Origin of the sequence: Bifidobacterium aquikefiri (genome assembly GCF_002259795.1) — a bacterium.
GTDB classification, from domain to species: domain Bacteria; phylum Actinomycetota; class Actinomycetes; order Actinomycetales; family Bifidobacteriaceae; genus Bombiscardovia; species Bombiscardovia aquikefiri.
This window is the reverse complement of sequence record NZ_MWXA01000001.1, coordinates 33,399-52,121: the sequence shown is the minus strand read 5'-3', so window position 1 is coordinate 52,121 and position 18,723 is coordinate 33,399. Positions and strand designations below refer to the sequence as shown.

Here is an 18,723-nt window from a genome sequence, read left to right as displayed (position 1 = left end):
GTGAAAGACTACAGTCGGATTGGATCGTTGAAGAACGATATTATTCTGTCGATGTAAGGACCCATCGCCGGATTGGGCATGCCGAAGAGCTCATGACGACCGTTATCAATTCGAATCAATTCTGCTGGGCAACCGCCATCGCGCACCTGCTGAACGAATCGATTCTGCGGCGGATTGAGCACATAGTCATCGTTACCAGATTGAAAGAGCAGTAAAGGCGTTTCAATGCGCTCACACATACGGGGTTGAAGCACACTATGGGAGAGTTTCAACGCCTCCCGCACCCATGAATATGTGGGTGCACTGGTATGACGTCGCATATCGTTCATGCGCAACGCGTGAAACCAATTCACGCGTGAGACACTGGCATTCGCATAGTCCTGCGCACGCACTGCGGCAACGAAAGGCAGCTGTCCTGGAGCCATGCGCCTGGAGAACCCTATGGCGCATGCCGAACTGATGAACGCCGTAGCAAGCCAGTTGGGCAGGCCGGTTCGAGGAGCAATCATTGGCGAAGACAGCACCGCCTTGTCAAAAATGGTCGGATGCTGTTCCAGAACAGCGGCACCAATGCCGCCACCCATCGAATGTCCAAAAAGGCAGAGCGGCAGACCATCTGCATATTCCTGTGCGATTTGGGAGCAGAAATGGGACATATCTTCGATATATCTATTCCAGTCATCGATCCAAACAAGATTGGGATCAGTCACATCTCGTGCCGATTGACCGTGACCTCGATGCTCGATAATACACACGGAATACCCTGAGAGAAGGAAATACCAGGCAACCTCATTGAATTTCTCCGCAAACTCCGTGATGCCATGGGATATGACCACCGCACCGCGAAATCTTGCCGTTGCGCCGCTGATATGTAATTCGTCGAAAGCGTGGGCATCGAAACATACGTAATGTATCTTCCCCGCATTGTTCTGCCGCAAGGTATGTGAACCCGCGGAAGCTGTGAGCCAGCCCTGCGATCGACATGCATCCAACGCCGGCAGCACTGTCTCTCGCATTGTTTGCGCATAGTGACGCTCGTCCAGAAGATTAACCTGCATGATTCCAACTTACAACTGCAGGGTGAACGCACAACAACTTTCAGACAAAAATCAATTGACACTGCATCTCTTGTTTTCAATGCGTGCGACAATAAGCTGCAACGATAAGGAGCTCTTATGGGAAAAAATCGCATGGAAGCCTTCAGCGATGGAGTGCTTGCCATCATCATCACGATTATGGTTCTGGAACTGAAAGTTCCTCGAGGCGCATCCTTCACTGCTTTGGAAACTGATTTGCCCGTTTTTCTCGGATATGTGCTGAGCTTCATATACATCGGCATCTATTGGACGAATCACCACCATCTCATCATGATGGTGGATGCAGTAAATGGGCAGATCCTATGGTCGAACCTTCACCTACTATTCTGGCTTTCCCTGATTCCCGCCTCGACCGCCTGGTCAGACGAACATCCTCTGACCACTGCTCCTGCATGCGTGTATGGCATAATCCTGCTGATGTGTTCCGTTGCCTATTTCATTCTGCAAAACCTGATCATCCATCTGCAGGGCAAGGAATCACAGCTTGGTAAGACCCTCGGCAAGGATTATAAGGGCAAAGTTTCCATGGTGGGGTATGCCATTGCGGCAGGTGTTGCATTCATACAACCAATTGCGTCGTATGTAATATACGTTCTGGTCGCCTTGCTGTGGATCATTCCAGATATTCGCATTGAAAAGGCAATCTACAGCGGCGAGGAGTAACGAACGCAGGAAGATTATATTGAGATTTCGAGTTTTGCGGCAATTCCTGAGTATCTCAGGGCAATATCTCACAAAAGACACCAATACTCCAACCATTTTCGGCATCGATACCTTCGAATTGTCGCAAAACTCGAAATCTCAACAAGTGGGGGCCGCATCGCATGCAATGTGGCCCCCACTTGTTCGATTGATATCGTTAATGTTTAATCACGAACGTTTTCCGCTGAACAATCCTCTTACGAATCCAAATACCGCAGTGATGACGAACAGCACAAGAGAAACCCAGAACAGCCATAGCAATCCCTTGAGCATGATTCCAGCGATACCACCAATAATCCAGAGAATCAGAAGTACAAGAACCAATCCCAACATCGTAAACCACCCCTCTCATATCAATTGCCGTAAATTCAAAGTCTCAACAAGCCCTATGAACCGTAGCCCGGACTAGCAAATTCTAACACCTTGATCAGCAAATCGCCGTAATTCAGCCCTTCACAGAAGATGCTGGGAGCCGAGAGTTTCTTTCACTGCATCTTCCAATCCAACAAGGGAATGTCCCAGGGCGAGCACAAAATCATCAGACTTCACTTCCAGATCACCATGAGCAATCAATTGCTGAATCCCTATCATGCCCTGAATCGCCTGTTCTGGTACTTCATCTCGAAGCGCCTCAATAAATTGCGCCTCATCCATGTCAACGGCATCGATTGCCTTGCCAGTTGCGGCTTCCAATGCCTGTGCCAACTCGCTATAGCGCGTGGGATCTGCAGAAAGTTCCATAACCTCAGGCTGGTTCCCTGCCAGTATCACTCGTGCCGCCGCCTCGGCATATTCGCGTTTCAACGCCCATCCAACTGTTGCCTCACCTGCCATATACACCAGCTGCCCGGTTTTCAAGGCATGTTTGAATAATGTCGTTTCATTCTCCAGATACCAGTTATTGCGCAGAAAGGTATGCGCAATCCCGGACTGCACAATCCTGGCCTCAGTGAATACATGATCCTCAGAGAGCATGTTGTGCACCAAGTCCGCATGAGCAAAACTTGTATAGGCAATGAAAGAGATGCCACACTCCTCTGCGGCGTCTATAACATTCGCATGTTCCTGCTGACGATTGCCAGGAACCCCTGAAATGAAAAGCAGACGATCTACGCTTTCAAAGGCTCGCTTGAGTGAATCGATGTCACCATAGTCGCCGATTCTTGCCTCGGCCCCCTTGGCTTCAATATCACCAGCTTTGCCGGGATCACGAATCAAACCGACAACATCTTCCTTGGGGGCAAGCTTGAGAAGCCAGTCCAATGCGTAACCGCCGAATCCGCCTGATGCCCCAGTAACCAAATATCTCATAACGTTGCCTCCCCATATGGGCGTTGCGCTCAATATTTACCCAACCTCTGTTACACACCCTACTTTAGGATTGCTTGATCAAAGTTCCAAGCACCATTGCTGACAGAGGAGGCAGCGTGCAATGATGCGTTGAGATTGATGCCCTCCGACCACACTTTGACCGTTCTTCGCCCTTGATGACTAGACTCGGCAGTCGTGAATATTGCGGAACCGGAACGCACGCGGCTTTCTCCCTGGATGGCGCGCGTTATGTTGCTCATAGCAGCTGCCGTATGGGGCGGTGGCTACACTTTTTCTAAAATCGCCTTGGATGCGATACCTGTTCAATGGATGATGGCCATCCGTCTCACGCTGGGATCGCTGATTCTAGCGATCATGCTTTGGCACCGCATTCGAGCTACGAAAATCTTGCATATGATGATCGCCGGATTGTTGCTTGGAGTGAGCTATTGGGCAGCCTTTATATTCCAGATGGAAGGGCTTACCACCATAGATCCGGGCCGAAACGCATTCCTGACTGCCACATACTGCGTTCTTGTTCCGTTCCTCGTCTGGGTGATTGCACGCCGTCCTCCAACGATGCGCAATGTCATTGCAGCGGTCGTGTGTTTGATTGGCATTGGATTCATTTCGCTGCCCGGTTCAGGCTTTGGGCTTGCTTTCAGCACAGGTGATGCATTGACCATGGTTGGAGCATTGCTGTTCGCGCTGAATCTGGTCCTTGAAGGTCTCTTTGCAAAAAAATTCGACCCGCTGATTCTGACTCTCTATGAATTTTTCATCGCTGGCATACTTTTTCTCGTGGGGGCCGTCATCTTCGAGCCACTCCCCACTGCCGCGAGCTCTACGCCAACGGTTTCTTGGTCAATGCTCTATCTCATCGTGGGGTCGACACTCGTTGCTCAGACCTTTCAGAATGCCGCATTCTCCAAGATTCCAGCAACACAGGGATCAATAATTCTATGCACTGAAAGTCTGTTTGGCATACTCTTTGCCGTTGTGCTCGTCCACGAACACATCAATATGCAAACTGCCCTGGGCTTCGTGCTGATCTTTTGCGCAATACTGCTTTCAGAATTACGCACCCAACCGCACCACAGACCCAAGGCAGAATCAATTGCAGTCGAAAATGGCGTTGTCCGCCATCATCTCAGAATCAGTCATCCCCAAGAATGACATGCACCCCGCCAACCAGGGCGCTGACCAGGTTGTACAGGAACGCTCCGATTGTTGCAAGTACCATGACCAGAACCACTTCAAATATGGAGAATATGGTGGTTGCGCTCAGCACGGTTCCGAGGCTGAGTACACTGGCCAGATCGAAACTTCCGGCATCCAGGCCAGTCTTCGACACCAACTGCGTCACACTGTCAAACAGACCTATGGAATTGAGCAGGAACCAGATGAATCCAACCGCCACAATCTGAACAATGCCGCCAGCGATTGCGAGCAGGAAAGAAACCTTGGTTACCGACCATGGGTCGACACGTGTCACCGAGAGCTTCATTCTGCGAGCCCTCGGCACAGAAGGCTTCTTTCCTGGTGTTCTCTGAGCCGAACGTACCTTCGCATCTTCATGAGATGAAGAAACCCGGGTCTGCTCCATTGGATGAACTGACTGTGCCTCACGAATCTGAGTCTCTGTCACCGCTGGATTCGAAGACAATGAACGTGCGGATCGCGCTGACCGTGGCTCATGCTCCTCATGCTGAATTTCCTCATGCAGCACATCAACCCTCTCAGCCTCACTATTGTGGCCTTGGGAATTCGAATTCTCGTCCATTCCTCCCAAAAGCTCATCATGGTTCAAATCGATAGGCTTACGCGGTTCATCGTTATTCTGGCTCATCGTTTCTCCTTGATCGATATGCCTCGCAACTCTGTTGTGACGCTACCAGCTTTTATGGTCTTTTGTTTCATTTCGTTGAATCGTCCACATTCTCAGCAGAATTGCCATCTGCAGTCACATCGGCATTCTGCACGGAAGCGAGGGCATTTTCAGCGACTTCACCGGTTTCGACCATTTCCGCTGCCGTGCTGTCATCCTCGGCATCTTCCATATTGCGAGCGATCGAAAGGATCTCATCATCCTTATCCGGCTTGGCGAGCGTGACACCTTGCGTGGTACGTCCTGTGCGCTTGACCTCGGCGACATTCGAACGAATGACCTTGCCGGACTTCATGATGGCAAGGATCTCGTCATCCTCGTTCACTACAACGGCTCCGACAAGCGATCCTCGACCTTCGGCCAATTGGATGGCCTTCACCCCGTATCCATTGCGTCCCTGCAGGCGATACTCACTCAGGGCCGTACGCTTGGCAAACCCTTCATTGGTGACCACAAGCAAGTCATCATTGGACTCCTCGGGAACAACATCCATGCTGAGCAGCTCATCGCCTTCACGGAATCGCATGCCCTGAACGCCGGCGGTCTGACGACCCATCGGACGAAGCGTCGAATCATCGGCAGAGAACTTGACGCTCATCCCCTTGCGGGATACTAGAATGATGTCGTCTCCGGCATTGCACAGCGAGGCACCAACCAACTCGTCTGAACTTTGGGCATTGGCCTCATCAATCTGGCCATCGTCTGCGAACTCCATGAGACGCACGGCGATGAGTCCCCCCTGACGCGTCGAGTCATATTCGGTGAGCTTGGTCTTCTTTACCTTGCCACTCTTGGTAGCGAGAACCAGATATTGCGCCGCATCATAATCACTGATGGACAGCACCTGCTGAATCTTCTCGTCAGGGGCAAACTGCAACAGATTGGCTACATGCTGACCCTTCGAATCGCGTGAACCCTCCGGCAGTTCAAATGCCTTGATTCGATACACACGTCCCTTGTTGGTGAAGAACAACAGCCAATTATGGGTGCTGGTGAGGAAGAAGTGGTCGACCACGTCATCCTCGCGCAGCTTGGCACCACGAATGCCCTTGCCACCGCGATGCTGGGCACGATACTCGTCGGCCTTCGTCCGCTTGATGTAGCCAGAGTGAGTGACGGTTACCACCACGTTCTCTTCGGCAATCAAGTCTTCGACATTCATTTCGCCCGAATACGGCAGAATCTTGGTTCTGCGCTCATCGCCATACTTATGGACGATTTCGTCAAGCTCATCACCAACGATTGCACGCTGACGTTCCGGTTTGGCAAGAATGTCGTCGTAATCGGCAATGCGGCGCATCAGTTCCTCATGCTCGTCAAGAATCTTCTGACGTTCCAAAGCTGCCAGCCTGCGTAGCTGCATGGCAAGAATGGCGTCCGCCTGTACCTGATCGACATCCAGCAGTTCCATCAACCCGGTTCGAGCTGCATCGACATCGGGAGATCGACGAATCAAAGCAATGACTTCGTCGATCATGTCGAGAGCCTTTAGGTAGCCCTGAAGGATGTGGTCGCGTTCCTCGGCCTCGCGCTTCAAATACTTGGTACGGCGCTCAATGACCTCAAGCTGATGGTTTACCCAATGACGGATGAACGCGTCAATGCTTAAGGTTCGCGGAACGCCATCGACCAGCGCGAGCATATTGGCACCGAAGGTCTGCTGCAGCTGTGAGTGCTTGTAAAGGTTGTTCAGCACAACCTTCGGCACGGCATCACGCTTCAGGACGAGCACCAGTCGTTGACCGGTTCGACCCGAGGTTTCATCACGCATGTCGGCGATGCCCTGAATCTTGCCATCACGCACGGCATCCTTGATCGAGGAAGCCAGACGGTCAGGATTGACCTGATACGGCAATTCAGTCACCACAAGACACATGCGACCGCGAATCTCCTCGGTGTTGACGACTGCACGCATGGTGATGAGTCCGCGACCGGTACGATATGCCTGATCGATGCCCTTATGCCCAAGAATTGTTGCACCTGTTGGGAAATCAGGTCCTTTGATGATGCTGATCAGAGCCTCAAGCAGCTCCTCTCGGGTCGCTTCTGGGTGATCCAGCGCCCAATGCACCCCTTCTGCAACCTCGCCCATATTGTGTGGCGGAATGTTGGTTGCCATGCCCACGGCGATACCCGATGAACCATTGACAAGAAGGTTCGGGAAGCGGGCAGGCAGCACAGTCGGCTCCTGGGTCTTGCCATCATAGTTTGGTGCAAAATCGACGGTGTCCTTGTCGATGTCGCGTACCATTTCCATCGCCAGAGGTGCCATACGGCATTCGGTATAACGCATGGCGGCCGCAGGATCGTCGCCAGGCGAGCCGAAGTTGCCCTGACCGTCGACGAGCAGATAACGCATTGACCAAGGCTGAGCCATACGGACCAAGGTGTCGTAGATAGCGCTGTCACCATGCGGATGGTATTTACCCATCACGTCACCAACCACGCGTGAGCACTTGTTATAACCACGATCCGGCCGATATCCGCCGTCGTACATGGCATAGATGACGCGGCGATGCACTGGCTTCATGCCATCGCGCACATCGGGCAAAGCTCGCTCGACTATGACGGAAAGCGCGTATGCCAGGTAGGATTCACGCATCTCCTGCTGCAGATCCATGCGCTGCACCCGTTCACCATTGAGCAGACCGTAGTCAGTGGTGTCACTTTCCTGAGGGCTGAGCGGCTCCTGTGAATGCTCAGAAGAATCCTGGCCAAACTCGTCGGATCCATTGGTATTGTTATCGTCTGCCACTGTTATTCCTTAGTGTCTCGGACTGTTCACACATTATAAATATTAAAAACAAATCTCATATTTTGAGATTTTTATACTGCGATTGCCTGCCTGTATCAGGCATCGATGAATCGGGCATCATGGGCATTTCGCTGGATGAACAGACGACGCGGCTCAACATCGTCACCCATCAGCATGGAGAAGGTTTCATCTGCCTGCGCTGCGTCTTCGATATGAATCTTCTTCAAGACTCGATGCTCAGGGTCCATGGTTGTCTCCCACAGTTCCTGATAGCTCATCTCTCCCAGACCCTTGTATCGCTGGATGCCTTCGCCTTTGGGCAACTGCCTGCCGGATGCCTTGCCCTCGGCAAGCACACGGTCACGCTCCGCATCGGTGTATACGAAGTCGTGCGAACCCTTGGTCCACTTGAGTCGATAGAGCGGTGGCATGGCCACATATACATAACCCGCAGTGATCATCGGGCGCATGTAGCGGAAGAACAGCGTGAGATTCAACGTTGCGATATGGGCACCATCAACATCGGCATCTGCCATGATGATGACCTTGTGGTAGCGAACCTTGTTCAGGTCAAATTCCTCGCCATAACCGCCACCTACTGCCGTAATCAACGATTCGATGGTGTCGGACTTCATCATGCGGTCGATGCTTGCACGCTCGGTGTTCAGAATCTTTCCACGAAGCGGCAAAATAGCCTGAGTCAAAGGATTTCGACCTTGAATGGCAGAACCGCCCGCAGAATCACCCTCAACGATGAAGAGCTCGCACTCACTGGGATCGTTGGACTGGCAATCCTTGAGTTTATCGGGCATGCCGGCAGTCTCGAAGATGGACTTTCTGCGAGTATTCTCACGAGCCTTCTTCGCCGCTATGCGAGCGCGGGACGCCTCAAGGGACTTTTGAATGATCATCTTGGCTTCGCCCGGATGTGCGTCGAACCAATCCCCCAACTTCTCTGTCATGACTCGCTGGACGAAGGTCTTCGCCTCTGAATTGCCGAGCTTGGTCTTGGTCTGACCCTCGAACTGAGGGTTGGTGAGCTTTACGGATATGACTGCCGTCAAGCCTTCGCGAACATCGTCACCCGAGAGATTATCGTCCTTGTCCCTCAGAATGTTCTTGTCGCGGGCGTAACGATTGACCATCGAGGTGAGCGCTGCACGGAATCCCTCTTCGTGAGTGCCGCCTTCGGTCGTAGAAATCGTATTGGCAAAGGTATGTACCGATTCAGAATAGGCTGAAGTCCACTGCATCGCTATTTCAGCCGAAATACCAAGCTTGACATCCTCTGCCTCGATATCGATGACATCCTCTTCGACAGGATTGGCCTTCTTGGCTTTGACCATGTAAGCGACGTAATCCTTGATTCCATTGTGATAGAGATATGAAACCGTTCGATGCAGCTCTTCAGCCACATTTTCTCCATCGCCGGTGACTTCATCGCCTGCCTCGTCAACATGGCGCAGATCTGTAAGCGAAAGGCGCAATCCTTTGTTCAGGAATGCCATCTGCTGGAAGCGGCTGCGCAGTGTTTCAAAATCGTAGACTGTCGATTCAAAGATTGCCGGATCTGCCCAAAAGGTAACGGTCGTACCAGTCTGTTCATTACCGGTCATGGGTACGGTACGTTGCAGCGGTGCCGTTGGCTTCTGATCGACATAGTGCTGAACCCAGTGATAACCCTTCTGACGCACTTCGATGTCAACATGAGTTGAAAGCGCGTTCACTACTGAAATGCCAACACCATGAAGCCCGCCGGAAACGGCATATCCGCCGCCACCGAACTTCCCACCTGCATGAAGCTTGGTCATGACCACCTCAACACCGCTTGCTCCCTCTCCGGGAACCTCATCGGTTGGAATGCCACGACCATTGTCTACGACACTGACACCATTGTCTGGCAGTATGGTCACTTCGATATGGTCTGCATATCCTGCAAGCGCTTCGTCAACGGAGTTATCGACAATCTCGTAGACCAAATGATGCAGGCCCCTCGGACCTGTTGAACCGATATACATGCCCGGGCGAATACGCACGGCCTCAAGACCCTCAAGAACTCGCAGATCACTTGCATCATAATGCTTTGGTGCCAAGGAATCATCCAGTTGTGCATCCTCGAGGCTATCTGCGTCCGATGCAGCTTCAGCATGCTCAGCATTGCCTGCGTTTATTTCATTACCGTCGTTCAATTCACTGCCTTCGTTGATGGGGTTGGTATCGTCCTCAGAAGAAGTCGCATCCAACGAATCTGAATTCGTGTCATGTACCGCCACGACCATTCCTTTCTCAGTCGATTGCAATCAACCGACTCACATTGATGCTTATTTGGCCTTTCAGCAATGTCAGCGTCATCGGGTGTCTGCAACATCGCCATTATAGTCTAAAAAGCGAAAAAACGACCCTTCAAGGCCTTAAACCTTCTATAGGTAGGATACTAGTAAAGCGGGACTATACGCCCTTAGAAGTACGTATCTCGGACTCCACGACCTGGGATGTCGAATTTTCCCCTTCTGAAGGAATATGAATGTGGTCCGGTTACCTTGATGCGTTCAATGGGCAGTCCTTCGAGTTTTTTCTCAATCGTTCCCTGCAATTGTGGAATCAGATAATTCAGCTGCGTGGCCCATACTGTAGATGATGCCTGAATGGTCAACACTCCATGATCGTATGCAACGACATGGGAATGCGACGCGATGGCGGTTCCCACCACTTCGCTCCAATGACGTTCCAATTGTGCAATCTTCAAATACGGAACCCAGTGTGACTGCTGTGCAAATTGTTCGAGAACTCCCCCGAGCTTATTGGGATCTCTTCCAGGTTTTCCAAAGTTCCACCATGCCTCTTTCGACCTCTCGCGCAAACGTCTTACAGTCATACCTTTGATTTCAAAGGGTTTGAAAGCTTGTTCGGGCAATTTGCTCACATTGAGATGAAGCAGGATGTCCACGGGAATGTCTTTCATCTCGATACCTCTGCTTCCCCTCCGATCTGTCCTTCATCAGAAGTCTTTTCCGTAGACCGATGAATTATCGGAGTCTGAATCATTGACTCGAACATGGTGCCGTCATACTGGTTCCTGTCATAAACCTGCTGAATATCAATGATATGCGCATCCGCAAATTCTGGAATATCGCTGGCAGCGGCAACGGTGATCAAAACCTGATGCTGCTGACTCGCGAAGTGGATGATCTGCGCCCTGCGGTGTTCGTCCAGCTGTGCAAACACATCATCGAGCACAATGATAGGCTCATTGCCACTTTCACCGACCAATGCCTGATACAGACTCATTTTCAAGGCTATCGCTAGGGTCCACTGCTCCCCATTGGAAGCATATTCTCGAGCTGGAAAACCATTGAGCATGAATTCGACATCATCTCGCTGAGGCCCAATCAGATTGAATCCGCGAGCCAGCTCTCCCCTGAAGATGCGCTCAAAATGGGCACTGATGTCGTCAAAGGGATGTTCTTGATCGAGCACTTCCGAGAATGATGGCTTATACGCCAACTGGGCTTCTCCCTGACCTGGGATGGTTGGACTTCCAGACAATTGTCGATATATCTCAGGAAATGTTTTGTTCAGCTCCTCGATGATCGCCTTTCGACGATTCGTCAGTTCAACTCCCGCTTCAATGAATTGGCCGGTCCAGACTTCCAATCCGCTCAGGGCTACTGCACTCGATGGTTGGCTGAAAGTATCGGCACCATTCGAGATGGAACTCATCTGGCCGGATTCACCTCTACGAAACTGATCATTGCGACTCAGTTGCTTCAGCAATGCGACCCGTTGCTGAGCAATATGTCTCGTTCTCTGTAGTATCTCGCCATACTGCCTGTCAAGCTGCATGCCAGCCTGATTCAGAAAAACCCTTCTCGCAGCCGGATCATCCGTCACCAGATGCTGATCCTGAGGAGAGAAGCTCACGCACGATACCAGCCCCTGAACATCTTTCATCATGAGAGCATGTCCTGCATTTACACGCATTCTATTGGCACCGCGAGCGTGAATACTCATCTCCAATGTCGTCGGTGAAGCCCCATTCACGGTTTTGTCGTTGCCTGTAACTCCCCGAAGCTTTTCAGACGCGTTTTCGACCACATTCGCACGAACGACCGCCGTGCTGCTGCCACGCTGAATGAGTGGCAGCATCGACGTGGTTCGCTGACTTGACCCGGTCGCCAGCACCTCGATGGATTCAACGATATTGGTCTTCCCAAGGCCATTTCTTCCCTGAAGGATGTTGATGCCCTGATCGAAGTCAAGTACGCACGCGTCCCAGGATCTAAAATGATCCAGCGCCAGTCTCGAAATATACATGCCAATCCCCTGAGCCGAATCTCACCTCACCCTGCTTGTTTCCTCTGCTCAGTCTGAACCTTGCAGTGCTCCTGTGGCATCGATGAACTGGAATTCGGCAACGTTACTCGTGAAATCAGTTGGTGAAGCGCATGGGAACGAGCAGGTATCTATAATCGAGCGATTCATCGGAATCAGCCTCTTGCTGCCCATTGAACTCAACTGCCTTTACGGCAGTCGTCATCTTCATCCTCACAAATGGTTCGGTTATCGCAGTCAGACCCTCAATCAGATATGACGGATTGAACGCGACGGTGATATCTTCACCGTCCATATCAATGTCGAGCGTTTCTGATGCCTGTGCCTCGTCACTTGCGCCGGCTGACAATATGAGCTCCTGCTTCGAGAAGACCATACGAATCGGCGCATTGCGCTCTGCAACCAGGGCAACGCGCTTGATGGCGTTGATCAGTGATTGCCTGTCAAGGACTGCCTGAATTGGATATTCCGCAGCAAACAGACGATCAACCGCAGGGAATTCTCCGTCAATCAGCTGAGAGGTTGATATGCGTCCGGCATTTTCAAAACCAAGCAACGATGGGTTTTGTGGATCGAAATCAATGACAACGTTTTCATGCTCATCGAGCGAACGAGCGATGTCGCGAAGCAACGAGCCACGAACCAAGGTAACGGTCTCGATATCATTCTGTTTCGGAGTCCATGTGAATGACGACCTTGAGAGTCTGAAACGATCTGTTGCCGTCATGACAACCTTGTCGCCCTCGATACTGATTTTTACGCCGGTAAGAACTGGACGATTTTCTTCGCGAGAAACGGCAACCGTAGCCTGGGTAATGGCCTGCATAAAGGTCTGCGAATCAACTTGCCCAAGGTTTGCAGGTACAGATGGTAGATCAGGATATTCTGAATCGGGCATCAACTGCAAGGTAAAGGTCGACTTTCCAGACTTTATCGTCATCTTGGAGTCGTCTGTGGTCAGGTACGTCGTTTCGGAAGGAAGCGACTTGGTGATGTCGGCCAGCAGTTTTCCCAGCACGAGAGCCGTTCCAGGTTCATCGATGCCTGCTTCGATATGATGACGGGCTGATACTTCATAATCGAATGCGCTCAATTGCAATGTTCCATCGATTGCCTCGAGTTTGATCCCGGCAAGGATTGGTGATGCGGGGCGAGCAGGGATGACGCGAGTCGTCCATGCAACGGCGTCGGCAAGTGCCGATGAATTGATTTCAACTTTCATAATGTGCCTTCATAGTAAGATTGCTGGATTCATTCTAGCCAAGGTCTCGTGATTTTTCTTCATTTCATGTGCAGTTTCGTTATTGCAGTGGTGATGAAGTATGTATGTGTGTCTGTAATCATCTTCATAAGGGTTGTGGATAATGTGGATAAGTGCCGCATTCCTTGGTTTTCCACATCGTTGAAGCATTGATGGATTGTGGATAAGGCAGTGGGAAAATGTGTATAACATGGGTGGTTATCCACAATCGAAAAGTACGATAAAAGTTATCAACATTTTCTTTGCGTATATCAATAAGTGATACACAAGTTATGCACCTAAAGTTGGCAGTTATTCCCAACCTTATCCCACATCTGTGCATAAACATGTGGATAACTTTATTCACCATAATTTTCCTTTTGGGCGTGTTTGGTTATAAATTTCGAAAATGCATAGAGATAATGCATGCCTGTAGTGACGACTGCATCGTTACAATATTCGCGGCAGTGCAGCAACTATTCGATTGGATGCTGCTTCAATCTGACGGTGAGTTCCATCACATAGTTATAGATTTCACGCTTTTCCTGCATTTCGCCGGAAATACGTGTATAGGCATGCATGACTGTGGTGTGATCGCGCCCACCGAATACCTCGCCAATGTCAACCAAGGACATACTGGTCATTTCTCGCCCGAGATACATGGCGATCTGACGCGCCAGCGCGATGTTCTTTGTGCGTGTCCTGCCCACAAGATCGTCAAAGGTGAGATGGAAATATTGGGCAACCTGCGTGATGATGTCAGTCGGTTTGATTTCCACATCTGTCGTAAAAAAGTCCTGCAATGTCTGCTCTGCCAAGGTCTTGGTCACATTCTGACCATTCAGGCTGGCCACTGCCGTGACTCGTGTCAGCGCTCCCTCGAGCTCTCTGATATTTTCAGTGAAGCGCTCGGCAATCAGATCAAGAACCTCGTTGGGAATCCTTGCCCCGCTGTTTGAAGACATCATACGAAGAATGGCCACGCGAGTTTCACGATCCGGCGGCTTCACATCCACGGTGAGACCTGAATCGAAACGAGAGATCAGCCGTTGCTCGAAACCTTTGAGATTCTTTGGTTGCACATCCGAAGCGATGACGATGCGCTTGTTGGCATCATGCAAGGCGTTGAAGGTGTGGAAGAACTGATCCAGAGTGGCTTCCTTGCCACCGAGGAACTGAATGTCATCAATGAGCAATACATCGACCTGACGATACCGATGATTGAATTCTGCAATCTGGCCACTGCCATGCGCGGAATTCTGCAGTGCATCAATGAATTCGTTGGTGAACTCCTCTGAATTCACATACCGAACCTTCAATGATGGATCCTTGACCAAGGCATAGTTTCCTATGGCATTCAGCAGGTGCGTTTTGCCCAACCCAGAACTGCCGTAGATGCATAAAGGATTGAAATCGCGTCCTGAGCCTTCGGCAACGGCCAAGGCGACGGTTCGAGCAAATCTGTTGGAATCGCCAGGAACGAAGGTATCGAAGGTGGCGTTGGTATTGAGATGTGTCTCGGGGTCGCGCTCCACCTTTTGCTGACCGACCGGAAAGCTAGGCATTGAAAAAGGCAGTGGAGTGCGTCCATCGAAGGTATGGGCAGGTTCTTCAGAGATGTCAGGATGCTGAAGTGAAGTGGACTGAGCTGCAGTGTGCACACTTGCCGACGTGGACATGCGGTCGTCTGCAGGTGCAAGCTTGATGTGTTCGGGAACGATGATGGGGTCAGCCAAGGTAAATTCAGTATCTTCGGATTTCTGGCCCGATATGTCATGATGCTGGTCTGTGTCCGAATCCTTGGAAGCAGTGACATCCGAAGTATCGATATTCGAGTCTGATTGCCCGTCAGCCTGCGCAAGCGCAGATGGTTGAGCTGACGGCATCGATGTTGTTTGCTCAACCTTGGAAGTGGGCTGCAGCTGCTTGACGATTTTAATGGCCGGAAACATTGCAACTCCGCTCACGGCTTGCAATGCATCGAGAAGCGAGCCGTTCAAGGTGTCTTGGACGGCCTCCTGCGCTGCCTTATTGGAGACGCAAAGAACAATCGTACTGCCGAAAACAGCTTCTGGTGAAATATCCTCCAACCAACCCTTGTCACGGGCCGTTAATGTGTTACTTTTGCGCAGAAGCTGCAAAACAGAATCCCAAATATGCTTCGCCTCCAGCGATGCAGCTTCTGGACTCTGTACCATCTTTCCCTCTTCCCCATTTCACCATGCACATCATTATTAACAGGCAATAGGTCATGTTTACACCGTATTTGTTGAGTTATCCACAGTATTGCGTGTTGAAATGACTCATTTGTGAATAACAAGCATGTAATTTGTGGATAACTCCCCCGTGATGAAGCATTGTAATTCCAGCATTTTCCTTGTTTTTCGACTCATGATTATGTCGGAAAAACACGAAAAATTTTCTTCTACTTTGACTGATTGCGTTAAGCTGTGTAGTTTGGTATAGCTTGACTCACCATGAGCCGTGCTTTTGCATGGCTGAAAATTCAGGAGCGTTATAAATTATGAAGAGGACATTCCAACCGAATAACCGTCGCCGTCACATGAAGCACGGTTTCCGTCTGCGCATGCGCACACGTTCAGGCCGCGCGCTCATCAACCGTCGCCGTGCAAAGGGTCGCAAGACACTTTCAGCCTGAAAGTTTTCAGCTCAACATCTGATTTCGAAATTCATTTGAAGGTGGAACGGCTTAAGAGCCATCGCGATTTTGTGGCCGTGCTGAAACAAAGAAGCAGGGTCACCAGTAGAGATATCGTTCTGCATTATCGCTTTTTTGCCGATAGTGCGAGTATCTCAGCTACCGCTGTGTCCAAACCGGAAGCGACTGTCCATTCTGCATCCCCGGCACATGCCGGAGTTGGTGAGTGCCAGAATTCATCGGAATCATGTGGTGACGTTCCTACTGGTGGTGAACAACCTATGCATCGTCGCAGACTGGGTCTGGCCGTTGCAAAAAGTGTGGGGAATGCCGTGACTCGCAACCGTGTCAAAAGGCGTTTCCGCCAACTGGCTTCCTCAAGCGAACACCTGCTTCCAACTGTCTGCGATGTGGTCATGAGAGCCAAACCGCATGCAGCGCTACAGTCATATGCTTCATTGGACGAACAAGTTGCTGAACTGTTTTCAGAAGTTGCACAGAAGTATGATCAGCACCACGTATGCAACGCCACACAAGGGGGAGCCGCATGAATTCAGAGCATGTGCATGCTCATCATCCAAGTGCTCCGTCCATATGGATGTTGAGCGCGATTCGTTGGTATCAGAAACAAATCTCACCCCAGACCACTCCACGTTGCAAGTATTATCCAACGTGCTCACGATATGCAGTTGAGGCAATCAACCGTTTTGGCGCATTTCGTGGTGTAGTCCTTGCAGCATTTCGGCTGTTGCGCTGCCGCCCGTGGAGCAATGGCGGCATTGATGATGTTCCACAGCATTTTTCGTTGTTTTATCGTTGTTCATGGTCGAAGGCACATGAGGAGCCTCGTCTGACCGCAACTGCCTCAGATAAGGAGATTGCCTGAGACAATGATTTCGCAAAACTTTACTTTTGATTCCGGCCTGTTCGGATTTTTCTACCGAATTCTTCGGCCAATCGAATGGGTCATGACCTATGTCATGGTCTATTGCCATAAATTCTTGACGTTCATCGGTTTCTCAAGTGGCTCTGGTGTTGCCTGGGCTCTATCGGTGGTTCTTCTCGTTGTTTTGGTTCGATTGCTGATTCTTCCGTTGTTCATCAAACAGATGATGTCGATGAGAAGATTGCAAGCTATTCAGCCGCAGATGCGCAAGATACAGAACAAGTACAAGGGAAAGACCGACAAGGCCAGCAAAGAGGCTTCAAGTCGAGAGATGATGAAGCTCTACCAGGACAATCATGCTAATCCAGCGGGATCATGTTTGCCGGCTCTGGTGCAGAGCCCTATATTCATGACAATGTTCTATGTGCTTTCAGCAGTGCCGTACATTGCCAATGGCAAACGTGCACCTTTGGGAGCCTTCACCGTTAAGGTCGCCAAGGAATTCGAGGAAACGCAGATCTTTGGCATTCACATTTCCGACAACCTGACGACCGCTCAGGGTGCAAGTAAAATCGTCATCATTATCTTCATTGCATTGATGTGCCTGACGATGTTCTACTCCCAGTTCCATAACACGAGAAAGAACATGCCACGCGCTTCCATGGAGGGTTCTCAATATCGCATGCAGAAAATGATGGCGTACATCTTCCCTGTCATGTACATCTTCTCTGGTGTGGCATTCCCCTTCGCCGTGCTGATTTACTGGTTGACCAACAATACATGGAATCTCGGTCAGACATTATGGCAGGTACGCCGCATGCCAACACCTGGTTCACCGGCTGCCGAAGAGAAGGAAGCACGCGACCGCGATCGTGAAAATCGTCGTAGAGACAAGGCGGGCGAGCCATCTCTCGAAGAAGAGGCTCTGACCAAGGCGAAGGAGGAGCAGGTGCAGCAACTGGAATCCGGTCTCTCTCATCAGCGTCAGCAGCCAAAGCGAGGGAAGAACAAGAAAAGGCGATAGGTTTTATATAGGTAGAGAACATGCATCCCGATGCCATCGCCTGCTGCGAGGATCATGCCTGGCATCTTGAATTGCACTGTGCGATGCTCAAGAACAGTCATATGCATTGCAGCAAGTTGCAGTGCGTGGCGAGTATGCAAGTTCTCCGGTATTGGCTTAGACTAAAGTACCAAGTGCACGTGTAAGGAGCGAATATGTCGCAAACTGGAGACAAGACCATCGATCAGCTCAATGAAGAAGCTGATATTGCAGCGGATTATCTTGAAGGGTTGCTGGATATCGCCGATTACGATGGCGATATCGAAATGGGAATTCGCAATGATAGACCTCTTGTCCAAATTGTTGCTGATGATAATGCTGATATCAAGAATCTCATCGGCAAGAATGGCAGTGTCGTTGATGCGCTTCAACAACTGACGCGCTTGGCAGTGCAACAAAAGACGGGTGAGCGGTCCAGACTCATAGTCGATGTTGACGGCTATCTGAAGCGTAAGCGCCAGCACCTTCGCGACCTCGCACTTGATGCCATTGACGATGCAAGAGAGTCCGGTGAGGCAGTTGATCTTGACCCGATGAACTCCTTCGAACGTAAGGTGATCCACGACATTGTGCGTGAAGAAGGTTTGAAATCTCGCTCACACGGCGAAGAGCCACACCGATATGTGACTGTCTATATGCGCAAGAATGACGAGATCGACGAGATCGAAGATACAGAGAGCGATGAAATCCACGAAGATGTCGACGAAGCAGATTCAAGAGGAGTCAGTTCGGCAAGCTCCTCCATTGTGGCTTCTGAATATGAGGATGAAGATATCGATGATGATGAAAC

15 protein-coding genes and 2 pseudogenes are annotated in these 18,723 nt (G+C 50.6%); 7 read left to right on the top strand and 10 right to left on the bottom strand.

Features of this window, described 5'->3' with window-relative positions; translation table 11 throughout:
- Positions 1-8 precede the first annotated feature (8 nt).
- Positions 9-1,058, bottom strand: coding sequence for an alpha/beta fold hydrolase (locus tag BAQU_RS00215; RefSeq protein ID WP_094692069.1), 1,050 nt, complete (start codon positions 1,056-1,058; stop codon positions 9-11).
- A gap of 117 nt (positions 1,059-1,175) precedes the next feature.
- Here BAQU_RS00215 and BAQU_RS00210 point away from each other — a divergent pair, with 117 nt between their 5' ends.
- On the top strand, positions 1,176-1,760 hold the full coding sequence (locus BAQU_RS00210; protein WP_094692068.1) for a TMEM175 family protein: 585 nt from the start codon (positions 1,176-1,178) through the stop codon (positions 1,758-1,760).
- A gap of 207 nt (positions 1,761-1,967) precedes the next feature.
- Here the strand turns inward: BAQU_RS00210 and BAQU_RS10330 are convergent, their stop codons facing one another.
- Together BAQU_RS10330 and BAQU_RS00205 are read right to left on the bottom strand one after the other, a co-directional pair.
- Positions 1,968-2,132 carry a hypothetical protein gene (locus BAQU_RS10330; protein WP_158215572.1) on the bottom strand — a complete coding sequence of 55 codons (165 nt, stop codon included), beginning with the start codon at positions 2,130-2,132 and terminating at the stop codon, positions 1,968-1,970.
- Between the two features lie 120 nt (positions 2,133-2,252).
- On the bottom strand, positions 2,253-3,110 hold the full coding sequence (locus BAQU_RS00205) for an NAD(P)H-binding protein (protein WP_094692067.1): 858 nt from the start codon (positions 3,108-3,110) through the stop codon (positions 2,253-2,255).
- Positions 3,111-3,305: 195 nt separating this feature from the next.
- Here BAQU_RS00205 and BAQU_RS00200 point away from each other — a divergent pair, with 195 nt between their 5' ends.
- Positions 3,306-4,286 carry a DMT family transporter gene (locus tag BAQU_RS00200; protein ID WP_143241922.1) on the top strand — a complete coding sequence of 327 codons (981 nt, stop codon included), beginning with the start codon at positions 3,306-3,308 and terminating at the stop codon, positions 4,284-4,286.
- Here BAQU_RS00200 and BAQU_RS00195 read toward each other — a convergent pair.
- From BAQU_RS00195 to dnaA, 7 genes and pseudogenes are all read right to left on the bottom strand, one after another.
- Entirely contained in the window at positions 4,267-4,959 is a 693-nt protein-coding gene (locus BAQU_RS00195) for a DUF3566 domain-containing protein (protein ID WP_244568374.1), read from the bottom strand. The genes BAQU_RS00200 and BAQU_RS00195 overlap by 20 nt on opposite strands.
- 67 nt (positions 4,960-5,026) lie before the next feature.
- Positions 5,027-7,753: a DNA gyrase subunit A gene (gene gyrA, locus BAQU_RS00190; protein ID WP_094692065.1), complete on the bottom strand. Its 2,727-nt coding sequence runs from the start codon at positions 7,751-7,753 to the stop codon at positions 5,027-5,029.
- 95 nt (positions 7,754-7,848) lie between these two features.
- Positions 7,849-9,867: pseudogene (gene gyrB / locus BAQU_RS00185) on the bottom strand (DNA topoisomerase (ATP-hydrolyzing) subunit B); the annotation flags it as partial.
- 344 nt (positions 9,868-10,211) lie between these two features.
- Complete coding sequence (locus BAQU_RS00180; RefSeq protein WP_094692063.1) at positions 10,212-10,715, bottom strand: DciA family protein; 504 nt, start codon at positions 10,713-10,715, stop codon at positions 10,212-10,214.
- Positions 10,712-12,067: a DNA replication/repair protein RecF gene (gene recF, locus BAQU_RS00175; RefSeq protein WP_094692062.1), complete on the bottom strand. Its 1,356-nt coding sequence runs from the start codon at positions 12,065-12,067 to the stop codon at positions 10,712-10,714. Before recF ends, BAQU_RS00180 begins: the two co-directional genes overlap by 4 nt.
- A gap of 115 nt (positions 12,068-12,182) precedes the next feature.
- Complete coding sequence (gene dnaN, locus BAQU_RS00170) at positions 12,183-13,307, bottom strand: DNA polymerase III subunit beta (protein ID WP_094692061.1); 1,125 nt, start codon at positions 13,305-13,307, stop codon at positions 12,183-12,185.
- Between the two features lie 494 nt (positions 13,308-13,801).
- Positions 13,802-15,523: a chromosomal replication initiator protein DnaA gene (dnaA, locus tag BAQU_RS00165; RefSeq protein WP_094692060.1), complete on the bottom strand. Its 1,722-nt coding sequence runs from the start codon at positions 15,521-15,523 to the stop codon at positions 13,802-13,804.
- A gap of 326 nt (positions 15,524-15,849) precedes the next feature.
- On the opposite strand from dnaA, the gene rpmH reads away from it, so the two are divergent.
- The 5 genes and pseudogenes from rpmH to BAQU_RS00140 all read left to right on the top strand — a co-directional run.
- The gene (rpmH, locus tag BAQU_RS00160; protein WP_055427958.1) at positions 15,850-15,984 is read left to right on the top strand and encodes a 50S ribosomal protein L34; all 135 of its coding nucleotides are present in this window, start codon (positions 15,850-15,852) and stop codon (positions 15,982-15,984) included.
- A gap of 41 nt (positions 15,985-16,025) precedes the next feature.
- On the top strand, positions 16,026-16,535 hold the full coding sequence (gene rnpA / locus BAQU_RS00155) for a ribonuclease P protein component (RefSeq protein ID WP_143241921.1): 510 nt from the start codon (positions 16,026-16,028) through the stop codon (positions 16,533-16,535).
- Between the two features lie 47 nt (positions 16,536-16,582).
- Positions 16,583-16,870 (top strand): membrane protein insertion efficiency factor YidD, encoded by a 288-nt coding sequence (yidD, locus tag BAQU_RS00150; RefSeq protein ID WP_211277059.1) that lies wholly within the window; start codon positions 16,583-16,585, stop codon positions 16,868-16,870.
- Between the two features lie 4 nt (positions 16,871-16,874).
- The gene (yidC, locus tag BAQU_RS00145) at positions 16,875-17,894 is read left to right on the top strand and encodes a membrane protein insertase YidC (protein ID WP_094692057.1); all 1,020 of its coding nucleotides are present in this window, start codon (positions 16,875-16,877) and stop codon (positions 17,892-17,894) included.
- Positions 17,895-18,088: 194 nt separating this feature from the next.
- Positions 18,089-18,619: pseudogene (locus BAQU_RS00140) on the top strand (Jag family protein); the annotation flags it as partial.
- Positions 18,620-18,723 lie beyond the last annotated feature (104 nt).

Bases quoted from the DNA above. Each gene is read 5' to 3' on its own strand.
- BAQU_RS00215 (WP_094692069.1), bottom strand. From the start codon at position 1,058: ATGCAGGTTAATCTTCTGGACGAGCGTCACTATGCGCAAACAATGCGA.
- BAQU_RS00210 (WP_094692068.1), top strand. From the start codon at position 1,176: ATGGGAAAAAATCGCATGGAAGCCTTCAGCGATGGAGTGCTTGCCATC.
- BAQU_RS10330 (WP_158215572.1), bottom strand. From the start codon at position 2,132: ATGTTGGGATTGGTTCTTGTACTTCTGATTCTCTGGATTATTGGTGGT.
- BAQU_RS00205 (WP_094692067.1), bottom strand. From the start codon at position 3,110: ATGAGATATTTGGTTACTGGGGCATCAGGCGGATTCGGCGGTTACGCA.
- BAQU_RS00195 (WP_244568374.1), bottom strand. From the start codon at position 4,959: ATGAGCCAGAATAACGATGAACCGCGTAAGCCTATCGATTTGAACCAT.
- BAQU_RS00180 (WP_094692063.1), bottom strand. From the start codon at position 10,715: ATGAAAGACATTCCCGTGGACATCCTGCTTCATCTCAATGTGAGCAAA.
- recF (WP_094692062.1), bottom strand. From the start codon at position 12,067: ATGTATATTTCGAGACTGGCGCTGGATCATTTTAGATCCTGGGACGCG.
- dnaN (WP_094692061.1), bottom strand. From the start codon at position 13,307: ATGAAAGTTGAAATCAATTCATCGGCACTTGCCGACGCCGTTGCATGG.
- dnaA (WP_094692060.1), bottom strand. From the start codon at position 15,523: ATGGTACAGAGTCCAGAAGCTGCATCGCTGGAGGCGAAGCATATTTGG.
- rpmH (WP_055427958.1), top strand. From the start codon at position 15,850: ATGAAGAGGACATTCCAACCGAATAACCGTCGCCGTCACATGAAGCAC.
- yidD (WP_211277059.1), top strand. From the start codon at position 16,583: ATGTTGAGCGCGATTCGTTGGTATCAGAAACAAATCTCACCCCAGACC.
- yidC (WP_094692057.1), top strand. From the start codon at position 16,875: ATGATTTCGCAAAACTTTACTTTTGATTCCGGCCTGTTCGGATTTTTC.